The organism is Streptomyces sp. NPDC088553, from assembly GCF_044752965.1.
Classification (GTDB): Bacteria; Actinomycetota; Actinomycetes; order Streptomycetales; family Streptomycetaceae; genus Streptomyces.
On the sequence record NZ_JBIVMG010000005.1, the window covers coordinates 703,243 to 719,015 of the forward strand.

The following is a 15,773-nucleotide window of genomic DNA, read 5'->3' on the forward strand; positions in this document are numbered from 1 at the left end:
CAGGTGGCGGGACGGCACACCAGCAGGACGCGAGAAGGGCCGGACCCCCACGGGGGGAGTCCGGCCCTTCTCGCCGTTCCGTCTCCGGCTACACCGGCCAGTACGACCGTGCCCAGGCCCGCGGGCCCGGCCGGTGACGTACCGAACGCGCGATCCGCGACGGGTCCGACCAGCCCTCCGGCACCGCCGGGCCGCCGCCCTCGGCGGACGCCGCCGCCGTCGCCGCGGCCCGCGCCTGAACCACCGCCAGTGCGGCGGCCAACTCCTCCGGGGTCGGGTTTCCTCGTACGACCTTGATCATGTCGACTCCTTGAAGGGTCAGGTCCGGGGAGGCCTAGAGCGGGATGTTGCCGTGCTTCTTCGGAGGCAGGGATTCCCGCTTCGTCCGCAGCTGACGCAGCCCCTTCACGATCTGCGGGCGCGTGTCCGACGGCATGACCACACCGTCGATGTACCCGCGCTCGGCCGCCGTGTACGGGTTGAGCAGGGCGTCCTCGTACTCCTGCATCAGCCGCGCCCGCTCGGCGTCCTGGTCCTCGGCGGCGGCGATCGTCCTGCGGTGCAGGATGTTCACCGCGCCCTGCGCGCCCATGACCGCGATCTGCGCCGTCGGCCACGCCAGGTTCAGGTCCGCGCCCAGGTGCTTGGAGCCCATGACGTCGTACGCGCCGCCGAACGCCTTCCGCGTGATGACCGTGATCAGCGGGACCGTGGCCTCCGCGTACGCGTAGATCAGCTTCGCGCCGCGCCGGATGATGCCGCCGTACTCCTGGTCCACGCCCGGCAGGAAGCCCGGCACGTCCACGAAGGTCAGGACCGGGATGTTGAACGCGTCGCAGGTGCGGACGAACCGCGCGGCCTTCTCCGACGCGTCGATGTCCAGACACCCCGCGAACTGCATCGGCTGGTTCGCGACCACACCGACCGGGAAGCCCTCCACCCGGCCGAAACCGGTCAGGATGTTCGGCGCGAACAGAGACTGCGTCTCCAGGAACTCACCGTCGTCCAGGACGTGCTCGATGACCTTGTGCATGTCGTACGGCTGGTTCGCCGAGTCCGGGATCAGCGTGTCCAGCTCCCGGTCCTCGTCCGTCACCTCGGTCTCCGCGACCTCGGGGAAGGTCGGCGGCTCCGACAGGTTGTTCGACGGAAGATAGGACAGCAGGGACTTCACGTACTCGATGGCGTCCTTCTCGTCCCCCGCCATGTGGTGCGCCACGCCCGAGGTCGCGTTGTGCGTCCGGGCACCGCCCAGCTCCTCGAAGCCCACGTCCTCACCGGTCACCGTCTTGATGACGTCGGGGCCCGTGATGAACATGTGCGAGGTCTGGTCCACCATCACCGTGAAGTCGGTGATCGCGGGCGAGTACACCGCGCCGCCCGCGCACGGGCCGACGACCAGCGAGATCTGCGGGATCACCCCGGACGCGTGGGTGTTGCGGCGGAAGATCTCGCCGTACATCCCGAGCGCGCTCACACCCTCCTGGATACGGGCGCCGCCGGAGTCGTTGATGCCGATGACGGGGCAGCCCGTCTTCAGCGCGAAGTCCATCACCTTGATGATCTTCTGGCCGTACGTCTCGCCGAGCGCCCCGCCGAAGACCGTGAAGTCCTGCGAGAACACCGCCACCGGGCGCCCGTCGACCGTGCCGTAGCCGGTGACGACACCGTCTCCGTACGGACGGTTCTTCTCCAGACCGAAGTTGGTCGACCGGTGCCGGGCCAGCTCGTCCAGCTCGACGAACGATCCCTCGTCGAGCAGCAGACCGATCCGTTCGCGCGCGGTCAGCTTGCCCTTCGCGTGCTGCTTCTCCACCGCACGCTCCGAGCCGGCATGGGTGGCCTCGTCGATACGGCGCTTGAGGTCCGCGATCTTGCCTGCGGTCGTGTGAATGTCAATCTCGTACTGCTCTGCCGGCTCGGACATCGGGATGCGGCTCCCTGCCTGGTCACGGGGGGTTCGTTGACTACGAATGGGCTACTGCTCAGCTACTGAGCCGTAGCGTATCGACGCCGATACGGTTCGGCACTGCGGTCTTTGCCACACCTAGTCTGGCTTGCATGACGTCCTCCCAAGGCTCCGGCGGACCCTGGTCCGACCTCGACCGGCCCCCACTGAACGCCCCCGCGCTGCGCCGCGCCCTCGTCCTTCCCGACGGCCTGTGGACCTCGCTCGACGTGGTCACGAGCACCGGATCCACCAACAGCGACCTCACCGCCCGCGCCGACGAGCTGCCCGAGGGCGCCGTGCTCGTCGCCGAGGAACAGACCTCAGGCCGCGGCCGCCTCGACCGCAGCTGGTCGGCCCCCGCCCGCTCCGGGCTCTTCCTCTCCGTCCTCCTCAAGCCGGAAGTGCCGGTCCACCGCTGGGGCTGGCTCCCGCTGCTCACCGGCGTCGCCGCGGCGACCGGCCTCGCGAAGGCCGCCGGCGTCGACATGTCCCTCAAGTGGCCCAACGACCTGCTGGTTTCCGTCGGAGGCGAGGAGCGCAAGACCGGCGGCATCCTCGCCGAGCGGGCCGGCGCGGACGCCATCGTCGTCGGACTCGGCATCAACGTCACCCTCGGTGAGGACGAACTCCCCGTCCCGGCGGCCGGTTCGCTGCTCCTCGCGGGCGCGGTCTCCACCGACCGCGACACCCTCCTGCGGGCCGTCCTGCGCTCCCTCGACGACTGGTACGGCGTCTGGGTACGGGCCGACGGCGACCCCGCCGAATCCGGCCTCCAGGCGGCCTACGCGGCCGGCTGCGCGACCCTGGGCCGCCGCGTCAGGGCCGAGCTGCCGGGCGAGCGGATGCTGGAGGGCGAAGCGGTGGCCCTGGACGGCGACGGCCGCCTGGTCGTGGCCACGGAGGGCGGCGGCACGGAAGCGGTCGGAGCGGGCGACATCGTCCACCTGCGGACGTAGACGGCACACCCCACACGGGCGCGGCGCCCTCCCGTCCGGCCACCCTGAGGGCCCCGCGCCCAAGGGGGCCCGCACGACCGGAGGGCCCGCACGACAGGCCCAGGAACACGGGCGGCAGCCGTTAAGGCGTGAGCCAAGCCACAGCTGTCGTATCGTGGACCGCGATCCAGGGCGACAGATCGGCAGGGCAAGTGGGCAGGGAACGGGCAGGAGGCGGCCGGTGACCGTCGACGACGAGAACGAGGGCGGCGCGCCCGAGCCTCCCACGTACCCCACCCCCCATCACGAGGTCGACCACACGGCCGAGCCGAGCGACGATCCGCTCGCCATCCGCCTCGAACAGCTCATCCTCGGCGCGGAACGTCGCTACACCCCCTTCCAGGCCGCCCGCACGGCCGGCGTCTCCATGGAGCTCGCCTCCCGTTTCTGGCGCGCCATGGGCTTCGCCGACATCGGCCAGGCCAAGGCGCTCACCGAGGCCGACGTCCTCGCGCTGCGCCGCCTCGCCGGTCTCGTCGAGGCCGGACTGCTCAGCGAGCCGATGGCCGTGCAGGTCGCCCGTTCCACCGGACAGACCACCGCCCGGCTCGCCGAGTGGCAGATCGACTCCTTCCTGGAGGGCCTCACCGAGCCGCCCGAGCCCGGCATGACCCGCACCGAGGTCACGTATCCGCTGGTCGAGCTGCTCCTGCCCGAACTGGAGGAGTTCCTCATCTACGTCTGGCGACGGCAGCTCGCCGCCGCCACCGGCCGGGTGCTCGTGCAGGCCGCCGACGACGAGGAGATGGTCGACCGGCGGCTCGCCGTCGGCTTCGCGGACCTGGTCGGCTTCACCCGGCTGACCCGCCGGCTGGAGGAGGAGGAGCTCGGCGAGCTGGTCGAGGCCTTCGAGACGACCTGCGCCGACCTGGTCGCCGCGCACGGCGGCCGGCTCATCAAGACCCTCGGCGACGAGGTGCTGTACGCGGCGGACGACGCCGGTACGGCCGCCGAGATCGCGCTGCGCCTGATCGAGACCCTCAGCCACGACGAGACGATGCCCGCGCTGCGGGTCGGCATCGCCTTCGGCACGGTGACGACCAGGATGGGCGACGTCTTCGGCACGACCGTGAACCTGGCGAGCCGGCTCACCTCGATAGCGCCGAAGGACGCCGTCCTCGTCGACGGCGCGCTCGCGGAGGAGCTGTCCAGGACCGGCGAGGCGCCCGTCTCGGAGACGGAGGCCGCCGAGGAGGCCGCCCGCGCGGAGAAGGAGGGCCGCCAGGCCGCCACGTACCGCTTCGCGCTCCAGCCGATGTGGCAGCGGCCCGTCCGCGGCCTCGGCGTCGTCGAACCCTGGCTCCTGACCCGCCGCCCGACCTAGGATCTCCCGTGAACGCCTGTTAACAGCCGTTAACGGGCTCTGAATCGGGAGGGTGCGGTCATGTCCGAGCAGCGCTTCGGTGAGTTCGTGGTGGTCCGGAAGGACGAGAACGGGCACGTCGCCGAGCTGGTCCTCGACCGGCCCAAGGCGATGAACGCCGTCTCCTCCGAGATGGCCCGCTCCCTCGGCGCCGCCTGCGACGCGCTCGCCGCCGACCCCTCGGTCCGCGTCACGGTGCTGACCTCCTCGAACGACCGCGCCTTCTGCGTCGGCGCCGACCTCAAGGAGCGGAACTCCTTCACCGACGCCGAGCTGGTCCGCCAGCGGCCGACCGCCCGCGCCGCCTACACCGGCGTCCTGGAGCTGCCCATGCCGACCGTCGCCGCCGTGCACGGCTTCGCCCTCGGAGGCGGCTTCGAGCTGGCGCTCGCCTGCGACGTGATCGTGGCCGACGCGACCGCCGTGGTCGGTCTCCCCGAGGTGTCCGTGGGTGTCATCCCGGGCGGCGGCGGTACGCAGCTGCTGCCGCGCCGGGTGGGCGCGGCGCGCGCCGCCGAGCTGGTCTTCACGGCCCGCCGGGTGGAGGCCGCGGAGGCCCGTCAGCTGGGCCTGGTCGACCTCCTGGAGGAGGACGCGCGGACGGCGGCCCTGGAGCTCGCGGGCCGGATCGCGGCGAACTCGCCGGTCGGGCTGCGGGCCGCGAAGAAGGCGATGCGGCTGGGTCAGGGCCTGGACCTGCGGGCGGGCCTGGAGGTCGAGGACGCGGCCTGGCGTTCGGTGGCGTTCTCGGGGGATCGGGCGGAGGGCGTGGCGGCCTTCAACGAGAAGCGGAAGCCGAACTGGCCGGGCGAGTGAGTTTTACTGTTTTGCACCAAATGTCACTTACGGTGACGTCTCGAAGGTGAAAAGATGTCAAACCTCCCTAAGCTGGATGAATGGGTGAGGACGGACGGCTGCGGGCCGTAGTGGCGCTGGCGCAGGGGATGGCGGCGGCGCACACTCCACGCGAGTTCTGGCGGGCGGCGGCGCTCGGATCCTGTGACGGGCTCGACGGCACCTTCGCCGCCCTCTCCGTCTGGCAGCGGGACCACGGACGCCTCAAGGTCCTCGTGAACGCGGGGGAGCGGGCCGTGGGCGAGGAGGAGTTCCCGGACTCGGAGACGTATCCCGTGCACCAGTTCCCCGAGATCACCGAGTTCCTGCACGAGCAGTGGGCGGGCGGCGGCGAGCCGGACGCCTGGGTGGAGACCGCCGAGGACCCGGTCCCGACCGGCCGGGTGGCCGGCCTGCGGCGGCGGGGGCGCGGCTGCTGCGTGGTCGCCCCGATCGTGCTGCACGGGCGCGCGTGGGGCGAGCTGTACGTGGCCCGCCCACCGGAGGAGAAACCTTTCACCCGCGCCGACGCCGACTTCGCCACCGTGCTGGCGGCGGTCGTCGCGGCGGGCATCGCGCAGGCCGAACGCCTGGAGGAGGTCCGCAAGCTCGCGTTCACCGACCCCCTGACGGGACTGGCCAACCGGCGGGCCGTGGACACCCGCCTGGACGAGGCGATCGAGCGCTACCGGGTGGACGGCTCCGTGGTCAGCCTGATGGTCTGCGACCTGAACGGCCTCAAGCGGGTCAACGACACCCACGGACACGCGGTCGGCGACCGGCTGCTCGAACGCTTCGGATCCGTCCTGTCGCGCTGCGGAGCCATGCTCCCGGGCGCCTTGGCGGCGCGCCTCGGCGGCGACGAGTTCTGCCTGCTGACGGTCGGCCCGACGGCGGACGAGGTGGTGGCGGTGGCGGAGGAGCTCTGCGTACGGGCGGCGGAGCTGGAGCTCGGCGAGGGCGTGGCCTGCGGGGTGGCGTCCACGGGTGATCCGATCGGCCCGCTCAGGTCGGCCCGCCGCCTCTTCCGCCTCGCGGACGCGGCCCAGTACCAGGCGAAGGCGGCCCGGTCGTCGAAGCCGGTGGTGGCGGGCCGCGACGGGACGGTCGTCCGCCTGGCGGACGCGCCTCCGGGAGCCCGGGACCGGCGGAGGTTCAGGGATGCGCCGCCGGTGGATCCGCCGGCGCCGGAGGGGCGGGGGTGAGGTGTCTGGGGGCGGGGGTTTCGGGTGGGCTTCTGGTGCGGCCGCCCTCTTTCCGAGTGTGGCGTCCTCCGCCGCCGCGTCAAGGGCGCCTTCGGCGTCGCTGCGCGATGGGCTGCGCCCACCCTTGACGCGGCGGCGGAGGCCGCCTTTTCACACTCGGAGGGCGGCCGAGGGCCGGGGCCGCGCGGATGCCGGGTAGTGGCCGGGCGTCGTGTGCGGCCGTCGGCCGCTGGGCGGGGGCTTGGTTTGTGGCGGGGGTGGGGTGGGCTTGTCCGGGTGGGTTGGGGGTGCGCGGTTGTTGAATGGGGCGGCCCGGCTGGGCTTAGCGGGTCGCGATAGCCGGTTGGCTGGGATTCAGGCCCCGCCGGTCACTCCCGGTGGGTGGTGAGGAGCGGTCGGCGCGAGTTTCCTGCACTTTCATCGCCCGATAAGAGCGATTCGCCGCTAATAGGTCTAAAGTCGGCCCGTGTTACTCGGAGTAGTGCGCAGTTACCACGCTTCCCACCCGCCGGGGGTGACCAGCGGGGCCTGAAGCCCCACCCCGGACCACCGTCCGCCGCTGAGCCGGAGCCCGACTGCCCCATTCAACGACCGCGCACCCCCAATCACCCGCAGAAGCCCGCCCACCCTCGCCATACACCCAGCCCCCACCCACCGACCGGCACCCGCAAGCGGCGGGTGGCCACTGCCCGAAGCCCGGCGTGGACCCCGCCCCCTGGACCGCCCTCCGAGAGTGTTTTCGCTCCTGGAGGTGGTGGGTCAAGGGTGGAGCGCAGCGGAATCGGCGAAGCCGACGCGACGAAGGAGCGCCCTTGACGCGCCACCGGAAGGAGCGACTCTCGGAAAGAGGGCGGTCCCACCCGACACTCACACACCCGGCCCACCCTGAGAGGCCAACCCGAGGCACTCGGAGCAGAGCACCTCGTCGGCGACCGGCCGGAAGAGCATGGGCTGGGTGTGCGCGCCGCTCGCGCACTCCCGCGCGCCTTCGAGGCGCGACGAGAGGCGAGAGCCTGACCGGGGTGGGGACGGTTCGGGGCGGGGGAGGGCGCGAGGTGGTACCTCGCGCAGCAGGTACCGCACGAGCCCGCCGGGTCGCTGCACGGGCGTCCCCGCGCCCGGCAGACCGTGCAGGACGTGTTCGTCGTCCCCCGGTCCTCGCCCCGAATCGGCGGCCCCCGGCGGAAGGTCGGAGGTGTTTGCCCTGCGGTCTTTCTCTGGATGACCGTCGGTCGACCGGGTCTCCGGATGACCGACGGCCGGGACCGGGCTACCCGGTGCCACCTGCGCGTACACCCGCTCGACCCCGCTGTGGGCGGGCATCCCGGCGAAGATCTTGGCCGCCTCCTCGGGGCGTAACGGGGCGCTGGAGACGAGCTGTTGAGTGACCCACAGTCCGCCGCTCACCTGCGTGCGCCGCTCGTGCACGTACCCCTCGGCCTTGAGCTGGCGCTTGGCGGTGGTGAAGGAAGTCGCCCCGATCCGGGCGCGTTTGGCGGTCTCCGACAGGGTTTCCCGCGCATGCGTGGGGAGGGAGAGTTGCCAGGTGAGGAGGCGCGCCGCGTGGGAGTCGAGGCGCGGGTGCCGGATGATCTCGTGCGAGAACTGGCTGAAGGCGCGAGAGGGCGCGATAAAGTTGCGGTAGATCACGGTGGAGTCCAGTCCACTAGTGGTTCAGGCCCTCGTCGATGGTTCCCGCCATCAACGGGGGCCGATTTGCTGCGAACTTACCGCACGGGCATATGCCCGCACCGACACGCAGAGTGAAGATCGCCCGTATGGGTGACTCGACTACGGGTCGGCGGTGAGGGCCTCCGAGCCGTCGCTGCGCGCCGGTGCCGACGTGCTGATGACGCGGACGGCTCCGCGCGGGGTCAGGCTCGCGCTTTCCTGGGGGCTCGCCGTCCAGCACTCGTCCGTCGCCGCCTCCCAGAGGTAGCCACTGGGGCGGACCAGTGTCAGCAGATTCCCGTGCACGGACCGCACCTGCCCGGTGAGCGCGCGCTGCGCGTCGGTCACGACGTCCCCGACGCGGTACCTCACGGCGTGGTCCGTCGTGCCGACAACCTCTCCCGGGTCCGCGTCCGCGACACCAAGGACCACGCCAAGGGCGAGCTCACCGCCGCCCCCGCCGCCTGGGCCGCCTTCACCGCCTTCGCGCGGACCCACGCCGTCTGAGCTACTGCACGCTCCACCGCGCCGGGTGTCCCGGGTCGGCGGGGCACGCGAAGACGTTCAGTTCGCCGTGGTTGCCGACGACGACCCCGGTCGGCAGGGCCGCCGAGCTGGGGTGGAGGCCCCGCTCCTCCAGGGGCGTCCAACTTCCCGTGCCGCCGTCCCACTCGGACGTGTCGACCGTCAGCAGCAGGGCCATGGGCGTCGCGCAGGTCGTGCAGTCCATCGGGTACGGGTCCGTCTTGTGCCAGGACGCGTACCCGCCGGCCCGCCAGCCCGGCGGGATCGACAGGTCGTACTGGTAGGCCACCGGGTCGTCCTCGTCCTCCCGCTCCTCCGCCTCCTCCTCCAGCGCCTCCTCCCATGCGTCGATCCGTGCGCACAGCTCCTCGGGCAGCAGCCCCGCGAAGGGGTACGTGACCACCTGCTCCGGGTGCAGCACGCAGGGCTCGGGGACGTATCCCTGGTAACCGACGACCTCCGGCTCCGGCGGCGACGCCAGTACGTCGGCCACCTCCGACGCCCTCCGCCAGCGCACGTGGAGCAACATCCCGGAGCCGGTGGGGCGGTGGGCGTCGAACGGGCACCAGAAGACCTGGAGCAGGTCGGCGCCGTCCGGCCCCGCCGGAAGGTCCGGGACGTCGCGCGCGTACAGCTGCGCCAGGCCGATCATCGGCAGTGGATCGTCCTCGCCCGCCCCCGGCACCCGGTGCGCTCGCTCCAGCTCCTCGACGAGCCGCAGTTCCTCTTCCGTCAGGCCCTCGTACGGCTCCCGCGCGTACGCGGCGGCCCTGACCTCGCGCGCGCGGCGGATGTCGCCGGGCCGCCGCCCGCGCCCGCGTCCGTGGACCTCCGTGCACACCGGCCACGGTTCGTCCGCGGGCCACAGCATCGGCCCGCCGACCGAGCTCTCCGACACGCCCGGCCGCCCCGGTCGCGGATGCAGGCGGGTGGTCGTGCCCCGGTGGGAGGCCAGTTCCGGGAAGAGCGCCTCGACGTCGAGCGGACGCGGCGGCGTGGTTCTCGTCATGGAGGCGACTCTAGGCACCGCCCCTCTCCGGCCCCTCCGCGGCGTCCCTCCGGCGCCGCTTCCTGCGCCGTCGGCGCCCCTGGGCGGCAGACTGGGACCCCGCCGGTGATCACCGGTCCTGCGACCGCGGTCCGGTGGTCCGGCGCTCGCGGTCCAGTAAGGGGCCGTCCCCTGTCGAGCCGGTGACCCCTCACCTAGTGACAGGTTGGTCTTCAATCCGTAGGGTGCTGAATATGGATATGCAGACAGTCGTCCTCGGCACGTCCGGCACGACCCCGCAGGACGTCATCGACGTCGCCCGCCACGGCGCCCGCGTCGAGCTGTCGCCCGAGGCCGTGGAGGCCCTGGCCGCCGCCCGCAACATCGTCGACGCGCTCGCCGCCAAGCCCGAGCCCGTCTACGGGGTCTCCACCGGCTTCGGCGCGCTCGCCACCCGGCACATCGGCCATGAGCTCCGCGCCCAGCTCCAGCGCAACATCGTCCGCTCGCACGCCGCCGGCATGGGCCCGCGCGTCGAGCGCGAGGTCGTCCGCGCCCTGATGTTCCTGCGGCTCAAGACCGTCGCCTCAGGCCACACCGGCGTCCGCCCCGAGGTCGCCCAGACCATGGCCGACGTCCTCAACGCCGGCATCACCCCGGTCGTGCACGAGTACGGCTCCCTCGGCTGCTCCGGCGACCTCGCCCCGCTCTCCCACTGCGCCCTCGCGCTCATGGGCGAGGGCGACGCCGAGGGCCCCGACGGTGAGCTCCGGCCCGCCGGCGAGCTGCTCGCCGCCCACGGCATCACCCCCGTCGAGCTCAAGGAGAAGGAGGGCCTCGCCCTCCTCAACGGCACCGACGGCATGCTCGGCATGCTGATCATGGCCCTCGCCGACCTCGACACCCTCTACAAGTCGGCCGACATCACCGCCGCGCTCTCCCTCGAGGCCCTCCTCGGCACCGAGAAGGTCCTCGAACCCGAGCTGCACGCCATCCGCCCGCACCCCGGCCAGACGGCCTCCGCCGCCAACATGCTGGCCGTGCTCAAGGGCTCCGAGCTCACCGGCCACTTCCAGAGCGGCGAGGCCCCCCGCGTCCAGGACGCCTACTCGGTCCGCTGCGCCCCGCAGGTCGCCGGCGCCGGCCGCGACACCATGGCCCACGCCCTGCTCGTCGCCGAGCGCGAGCTCGCCGCCGCCGTCGACAACCCGGTGGTGCTCGCCGACGGCCAGGTCCGCTCCAACGGCAACTTCCACGGCGCCCCCGTCGCGTACGTCCTCGACTTCCTCGCCATCGCCGCCGCCGACCTCGGCTCCATCGCCGAGCGCCGCACCGACCGGCTCCTCGACAAGAACCGCTCGCACGGCCTGCCGCCCTTCCTCGCCGACGACGCCGGCGTCGACTCGGGCCTGATGATCGCCCAGTACACGCAGGCCGCCCTGGTCAGCGAGATGAAGCGGCTCGCCGTCCCGGCCTCCGCCGACTCCATCCCGTCCTCGGCGATGCAGGAGGACCACGTCTCCATGGGCTGGTCCGCCGCCCGCAAGCTGCGCACCGCGATCGGCAACCTCAACCGGATCATCGCCGTCGAGCTGTACGCCGCCACCCGCGGCATCGAGCTCCGCCACGGTCTGTCCCCGGCGCCCGCCTCCGCCGCCGCCATCGAGGCGCTGCGCGCGGCCGGCGTCCAGGGACCCGGCCCGGACCGGTTCCTCGCCCCCGACCTCGCGGCCGCCGACACCTTCGTGCGCGAAGGGAAGCTGGTCGCCGCGGTGGAGCCGGTCACCGGCCCGCTGGCGTAAGCGCGAACAGAGCGCGAAGGGCCCGCCCCGGATCCTCCGGGGCGGGCCTCACGCGTCTGCCTCACGCGTCTGCCTCACGCGTCTGAGGAAACGGCCGCTCAGGACGTCCGGTCGCGGCGCCGCATCGCCAGCGCCACGAATCCCGCCCCGACCCCCAGGAAACCCGTCCCGCCGATCAGATACGGCGTGGTGTCCCGGCCGCCGGTCTCCGCCAGACGCCCGTCGTCCGCGGCGGGGGCGTCCTGGGTCACCCCGATCCGTACCCCGCCCTGCTCGTCGGTGGCGTTGGCTGACGGTACGAACCACAGGGCGCACAGCAGCGAGCCCGCGGCGGTCGCGGTCAGCAGTGGGCGTCGGGCGGCGGACACGGAAATTTCGATCCCCCTTGAGGAAACCGTGAATTGGTCGGTGCGCCGATGCTAATGAACACAGCGGGTCGTGGGAAAGCCGGGAGCCCCGGGGCGCCTACGCTCCGACCCATGAGTACTTCTGAGACACCGCGCTATGTACGCCTTCGGGTCGATGTGGTCCTGGAGATCGACGGACCGGCCGAGCTGGCCGCGGCGGCCGAGGCCCGGATCGACGCCGACGAGTTCATGCCCGAGGAGGAGCGGGTGCCCGCCCGCGCCGCCGCGCACGAGGACAGCGCCGAGGCCCTCGCGTACCTCGTCGAGCCGTTCGACCTGATCCGCGACGTCCCCGGCATCGAGATGGTCCAGGCCTCCTGGAGCAGTGAGGAGATCGAGTACGACCCCGATGCGCTGGAGTGGGACCTCGGCGAGGAAGATGGGGCGGAGGAAGACGACGACGACCGGTCGTAGGACTGGTATCCGCCCTGTTCGCAGGCCCCGGGACGCCGTCCCGGGGCCTGCGGTGCGCCGGGGCGCGCCCGGTGACGGGGGCCACTGCGGCGGCGGGAACCGGACGGGACCGTACGAGCGTGTCGATCAGTGGTGTTCCCCACAAACGCTCCGCTTCAGGAACCGGACGGGGTGTCATGGGCGTTCTTATCAAGAAGTTGGCAGGGGATCGGCGACGATGGAGAAGCGTGTGATGACGGACGGCAAGCGCCGCCGCAGGAGCCTGGCCGCCGCGGCCGCCGTGCTCAGCGGTGTGCTGGTGCTCTCGGCGTGCAGCGACGAGGACAAGGGCGCGGGCGCATCCGGTTCCGCGACGCCGCAGTCACAGGCCCAGGTCGACGAGGCGGCCGCGCAGAAGACCTCCAAGGCGAAGATCACGATCTCGCCGAAGAACGGCGCGCAGAACGCCTCCATCAACAAGGACGCCAAGGTCTCCGTCACCGAGGGCAAGCTCACCGAGGTCGTCATGACCTCCGCCGAGGGCAAGGCCGTCGAGGGCGAGATAGCCGCCGACGGCCTGAGCTGGAAGCCGACCGGCCAGCTCGAACGCGCCACGGTCTACAAGATCGCCGCCACGGCCACGGACGCGGAGGGCCTGGAGGCGCACGAGAACTCCTCGTTCACCACGGTCTCCAAGGCCAACAGCTTCATCGGCAACTTCACGCCGGAGGACGGCTCGACCGTCGGCGTCGGCATGCCGGTCTCGATCAACTTCAACAAGGCGATCACCGACAAGAAGGCCGTCCAGAGCGGCATCACGGTCACCTCCAGCAGCGGCCAGGAGGTCGTCGGGCACTGGTTCGACGGCACGCGCCTCGACTTCCGTCCGGACGACTACTGGACCGAGGGCTCGACCGTCACCCTCAAGCTCGACCTCGACGGCGTCGAGGGCGCCGAAGGCGTCTTCGGCGTCCAGCAGAAGACCGTCACCTTCAAGATCGGCCGCAACCAGGTCTCCACCGTCGACGTCGCCACCAAGACCATGACGGTCACCCAGGACGGCAAGACGATCAAGACCATCCCGATCTCCGCCGGCTCCCCGGAGAACCCGACCTACAACGGTCAGATGGTGATCTCCGAGAAGTTCAAGGAGACCCGGATGAACGGCGCGACCGTCGGCTTCACCGACGACGACGGCAAGGGCGAGTACGACATCAAGGACGTGCCGCACGCCATGCGCCTGTCCACGTCGGGCACGTTCATCCACGGCAACTACTGGGGCCCGGACTCGATCTTCGGCTCGGCCAACACCAGCCACGGCTGCGTCGGCCTGAACGACGTCAAGGGCGCCGGCGACCCGAACCAGCAGGCCGCCTGGCTGTACGACCACTCGATCGTCGGCGACGTCGTGATCGTCAAGAACTCCAAGGACAAGACGATCGCCCCCAGCAACGGCCTCAACGGCTGGAACATGAGCTGGGCGGACTGGAAGGCCGGCTCCGCCGCCTGATCCCCCCGACGCGCGCGTACATGAGAGCGGCCCCCTCCCGCACCGGGAGGGGGCCGCTCTCGTTCGCGCTACTTCCGCACGTCCACGCTCTCGTCCACACCCCACTGCGCCAGCAGCCGCAGTGCGTCCGCCGACGCCGACCCCGGCTCCGCCTGGTACGTGATCAGCACCAGGTCCGGGTCCCCGCCCGCCACCTGCATGCTCTCGTACGTCAGCGTCATCTCGCCCACCAGCGGATGCCGCAGCACCTTCGTCCCGTGCCCCTTGTCCGCGACGGTGTGCGCCGCCCACAGCGAGCGGAACTCCTCGCTGCGTATCGACAGTTCGCCGACCAGCGCGAGCAGCGCCGGATCCTCCGGATAGCAGCCCGCGTACAGCCGCAGCACGCTCACCACCTCGGTCGCCTTGCACTCCCAGTCCCGGTACAGATCACGCGAGTTGGGCCCCAGGAAGACCATCCTGGCCACATTCCGGTCGGCCGGCTCCATCGCCTCGAAGTCCCCCATCAGGGCCCGTGCCATCCGGTTCCAGGCGAGGACGTCGAGCCGCCGGCCCACGACGAACGCCGGGATTCCCTCCATCGCGTCCAGCAGATGCCGCAGGCCCGGCCGCACCTGCTGCGGGCGGGCGATCGCCGCCCGGTGCTGCTTCTTCTTCGCCGTCGGCTTCGCCAGATGCGTCAGATGCGCCCGCTCCGTGTCGCTCAGCCGCAGGGCCCGCGCGATCGAGTCCAGCACCTCCATGGACACGTTGCGGCCGTTGCCCTGTTCGAGCCGGGTGTAGTACGCCACCGACACCCCGGCCAGCTGTGCCAGTTCCTCGCGGCGCAGCCCGGGGACCCGGCGGTGGCGCCCGAACGACGGCAGACCCACGTCCTCCGGCTTCAGCCGGGCCCGGCGCGAGCGCAGGAATTCGCTGAGTTCGGCACTGAGATCCATGCGTCCCGATTATCCCAGGTCGTACGTCCCGGCGGACGGCTGTTCCTGTCCCTGCCAGTGGTAGGCACGCTGGACGTAGGCAGAACAGGGGGCTGGGTGATGCCCGCGCCCTCGCGCAGGCTGGAGTCATGACCACGAACGTGACCACCGTCCCCGCGTACGCCGCACCCGCCGCCAACGCCCCGCTGGAGCGCACCACCGTGCCGCGCCGGCCCGTCGGCGAGCACGACGTCCTCATCGAGATCAAGTACTCCGGCATCTGCCACTCCGACATCCACCAGGCCCGTGACGGCTGGGGCGAGGGCATCTTCCCGATGGTCCCGGGCCACGAGATCGCCGGAATCGTCGCGGAGGTCGGCCCCGGGGTCAGCAAGTTCCAGGTCGGCGACCGGGTCGGCGTCGGCTGCTTCGTCGACTCCTGCCGGGAGTGCGCGTACTGCCTCCAGGGTCTTGAGCAGTACTGCGTCAAGGGCGGGACCGGTACGTACAACGCCCTCGACACGAACGGCGAGCCCACCTACGGCGGCTACTCCAGCCACATCGTCGTCGACGAGAACTACACCCTGCGCATCCCCGAGGGCATCGGCCTCGACGAGGCCGCGCCGCTGCTCTGCGCCGGCATCACCCTCTACTCGCCGCTCGCCCACTGGCAGGCCGGCCCCGGCAAGAAGGTCGCGATCGTCGGCCTCGGCGGCCTCGGCCACATGGGCGTCAAGATCGCCCACGCGCTCGGCGCCGAGGTGACCGTCCTCAGCCAGTCCCTGAAGAAGCAGGAGGACGGCCTGAAGCTGGGCGCCGACCACTACTACGCCACCAGCGACCCGGCGACCTTCACCGAGCTCGCCGGCACCTTCGACCTGGTGATCTCCACGGTCTCGGCGCCGCTGGACTTCAACGCCTACCTGAGTCTGGTCAAGACCGACGGGGCCCTGGTCAACGTCGGCGCCCCCGAGGAGCCCGTCTCCGTCAACCTCTTCTCCCTCATCGGCGGCCGCAAGACCCTCGCGGGCTCGATGATCGGCAGCATCGCCGAGACGCAGGAGATGCTCGACTTCTGCGCGGAGCACGGCCTCGGCGCGGAGATCGAGGTGATCCGCGCCGAGCAGATCAACGAGGCGTACGAGCGGGTGCTCGCCAGCGACGTCCGCTACCGCTTCGTGATCGACGCGTCGACGATCTGACGCCCGCGCA

Annotated in this window: 16 protein-coding genes; 9 read left to right on the forward strand and 7 right to left on the reverse strand. The window is 71.6% G+C overall.

Features of this window, described 5'->3' with window-relative positions; translation table 11 throughout:
• Positions 1 to 88 precede the first annotated feature (88 nt).
• Both ACIP8Z_RS20095 and ACIP8Z_RS20100 read right to left on the reverse strand, forming a co-directional pair.
• The gene (locus ACIP8Z_RS20095) at positions 89 to 301 is read right to left on the reverse strand and encodes an acyl-CoA carboxylase subunit epsilon (protein WP_150266697.1); all 213 of its coding nucleotides are present in this window, start codon (positions 299 to 301) and stop codon (positions 89 to 91) included.
• A 33-nt stretch (positions 302 to 334) separates the two neighbouring features.
• Positions 335 to 1,927, reverse strand: a complete 1,593-nt coding sequence (locus ACIP8Z_RS20100) for an acyl-CoA carboxylase subunit beta (RefSeq protein WP_402085101.1) — start codon at positions 1,925 to 1,927, stop codon at positions 335 to 337.
• Between the two features lie 134 nt (positions 1,928 to 2,061).
• Between ACIP8Z_RS20100 and ACIP8Z_RS20105 the strand changes: the two genes are divergently transcribed.
• The 4 genes from ACIP8Z_RS20105 to ACIP8Z_RS20120 all read left to right on the forward strand — a co-directional run bounded on the left by ACIP8Z_RS20105 (position 2,062) and on the right by ACIP8Z_RS20120 (position 6,348).
• Positions 2,062 to 2,907 (forward strand): biotin--[acetyl-CoA-carboxylase] ligase, encoded by an 846-nt coding sequence (locus ACIP8Z_RS20105; protein WP_402085103.1) that lies wholly within the window; start codon positions 2,062 to 2,064, stop codon positions 2,905 to 2,907.
• A gap of 220 nt (positions 2,908 to 3,127) precedes the next feature.
• Entirely contained in the window at positions 3,128 to 4,270 is a 1,143-nt protein-coding gene (locus tag ACIP8Z_RS20110; RefSeq protein ID WP_402085106.1) for an adenylate/guanylate cyclase domain-containing protein, read from the forward strand.
• 60 nt (positions 4,271 to 4,330) lie between these two features.
• Entirely contained in the window at positions 4,331 to 5,125 is a 795-nt protein-coding gene (locus ACIP8Z_RS20115; RefSeq protein WP_402085109.1) for an enoyl-CoA hydratase/isomerase family protein, read from the forward strand.
• Positions 5,126 to 5,205: 80 nt separating this feature from the next.
• The gene (locus tag ACIP8Z_RS20120; RefSeq protein WP_402085111.1) at positions 5,206 to 6,348 is read left to right on the forward strand and encodes a diguanylate cyclase domain-containing protein; all 1,143 of its coding nucleotides are present in this window, start codon (positions 5,206 to 5,208) and stop codon (positions 6,346 to 6,348) included.
• 867 nt (positions 6,349 to 7,215) lie between these two features.
• On the opposite strand, the gene ACIP8Z_RS20125 is transcribed toward ACIP8Z_RS20120, so the two are convergent.
• The gene (locus ACIP8Z_RS20125; RefSeq protein ID WP_402085113.1) at positions 7,216 to 7,998 is read right to left on the reverse strand and encodes a hypothetical protein; all 783 of its coding nucleotides are present in this window, start codon (positions 7,996 to 7,998) and stop codon (positions 7,216 to 7,218) included.
• A 141-nt stretch (positions 7,999 to 8,139) separates the two neighbouring features.
• Positions 8,140 to 8,391: a hypothetical protein gene (locus ACIP8Z_RS20130; protein WP_402085115.1), complete on the reverse strand. Its 252-nt coding sequence runs from the start codon at positions 8,389 to 8,391 to the stop codon at positions 8,140 to 8,142.
• Between the two features lie 3 nt (positions 8,392 to 8,394).
• Between ACIP8Z_RS20130 and ACIP8Z_RS20135 the strand changes: the two genes are divergently transcribed.
• The gene (locus ACIP8Z_RS20135) at positions 8,395 to 8,526 is read left to right on the forward strand and encodes a DUF397 domain-containing protein (RefSeq protein WP_402085117.1); all 132 of its coding nucleotides are present in this window, start codon (positions 8,395 to 8,397) and stop codon (positions 8,524 to 8,526) included.
• A 1-nt stretch (position 8,527) separates the two neighbouring features.
• On the opposite strand, the gene ACIP8Z_RS20140 is transcribed toward ACIP8Z_RS20135, so the two are convergent.
• The gene (locus tag ACIP8Z_RS20140; protein ID WP_402085120.1) at positions 8,528 to 9,553 is read right to left on the reverse strand and encodes a hypothetical protein; all 1,026 of its coding nucleotides are present in this window, start codon (positions 9,551 to 9,553) and stop codon (positions 8,528 to 8,530) included.
• Between the two features lie 239 nt (positions 9,554 to 9,792).
• On the opposite strand from ACIP8Z_RS20140, the gene hutH reads away from it, so the two are divergent.
• A complete protein-coding gene (gene hutH / locus ACIP8Z_RS20145; protein ID WP_402085334.1) occupies positions 9,793 to 11,334 on the forward strand; it encodes a histidine ammonia-lyase in 1,542 nt (513 codons plus the stop codon).
• 98 nt (positions 11,335 to 11,432) lie between these two features.
• On the opposite strand, the gene ACIP8Z_RS20150 is transcribed toward hutH, so the two are convergent.
• Positions 11,433 to 11,702, reverse strand: a complete 270-nt coding sequence (locus ACIP8Z_RS20150; RefSeq protein WP_383871284.1) for a hypothetical protein — start codon at positions 11,700 to 11,702, stop codon at positions 11,433 to 11,435.
• 111 nt (positions 11,703 to 11,813) lie between these two features.
• On the opposite strand from ACIP8Z_RS20150, the gene ACIP8Z_RS20155 reads away from it, so the two are divergent.
• Positions 11,814 to 12,155 carry a hypothetical protein gene (locus ACIP8Z_RS20155; protein ID WP_319310334.1) on the forward strand — a complete coding sequence of 114 codons (342 nt, stop codon included), beginning with the start codon at positions 11,814 to 11,816 and terminating at the stop codon, positions 12,153 to 12,155.
• Between the two features lie 217 nt (positions 12,156 to 12,372).
• Positions 12,373 to 13,644 carry an Ig-like domain-containing protein gene (locus ACIP8Z_RS20160; protein WP_402085123.1) on the forward strand — a complete coding sequence of 424 codons (1,272 nt, stop codon included), beginning with the start codon at positions 12,373 to 12,375 and terminating at the stop codon, positions 13,642 to 13,644.
• Between the two features lie 68 nt (positions 13,645 to 13,712).
• On the opposite strand, the gene ACIP8Z_RS20165 is transcribed toward ACIP8Z_RS20160, so the two are convergent.
• Positions 13,713 to 14,582 carry a helix-turn-helix transcriptional regulator gene (locus ACIP8Z_RS20165; protein WP_319310330.1) on the reverse strand — a complete coding sequence of 290 codons (870 nt, stop codon included), beginning with the start codon at positions 14,580 to 14,582 and terminating at the stop codon, positions 13,713 to 13,715.
• Positions 14,583 to 14,710: 128 nt separating this feature from the next.
• On the opposite strand from ACIP8Z_RS20165, the gene ACIP8Z_RS20170 reads away from it, so the two are divergent.
• Entirely contained in the window at positions 14,711 to 15,763 is a 1,053-nt protein-coding gene (locus ACIP8Z_RS20170) for an NAD(P)-dependent alcohol dehydrogenase (RefSeq protein WP_402085126.1), read from the forward strand.
• Positions 15,764 to 15,773: the final 10 nt, after the last annotated feature.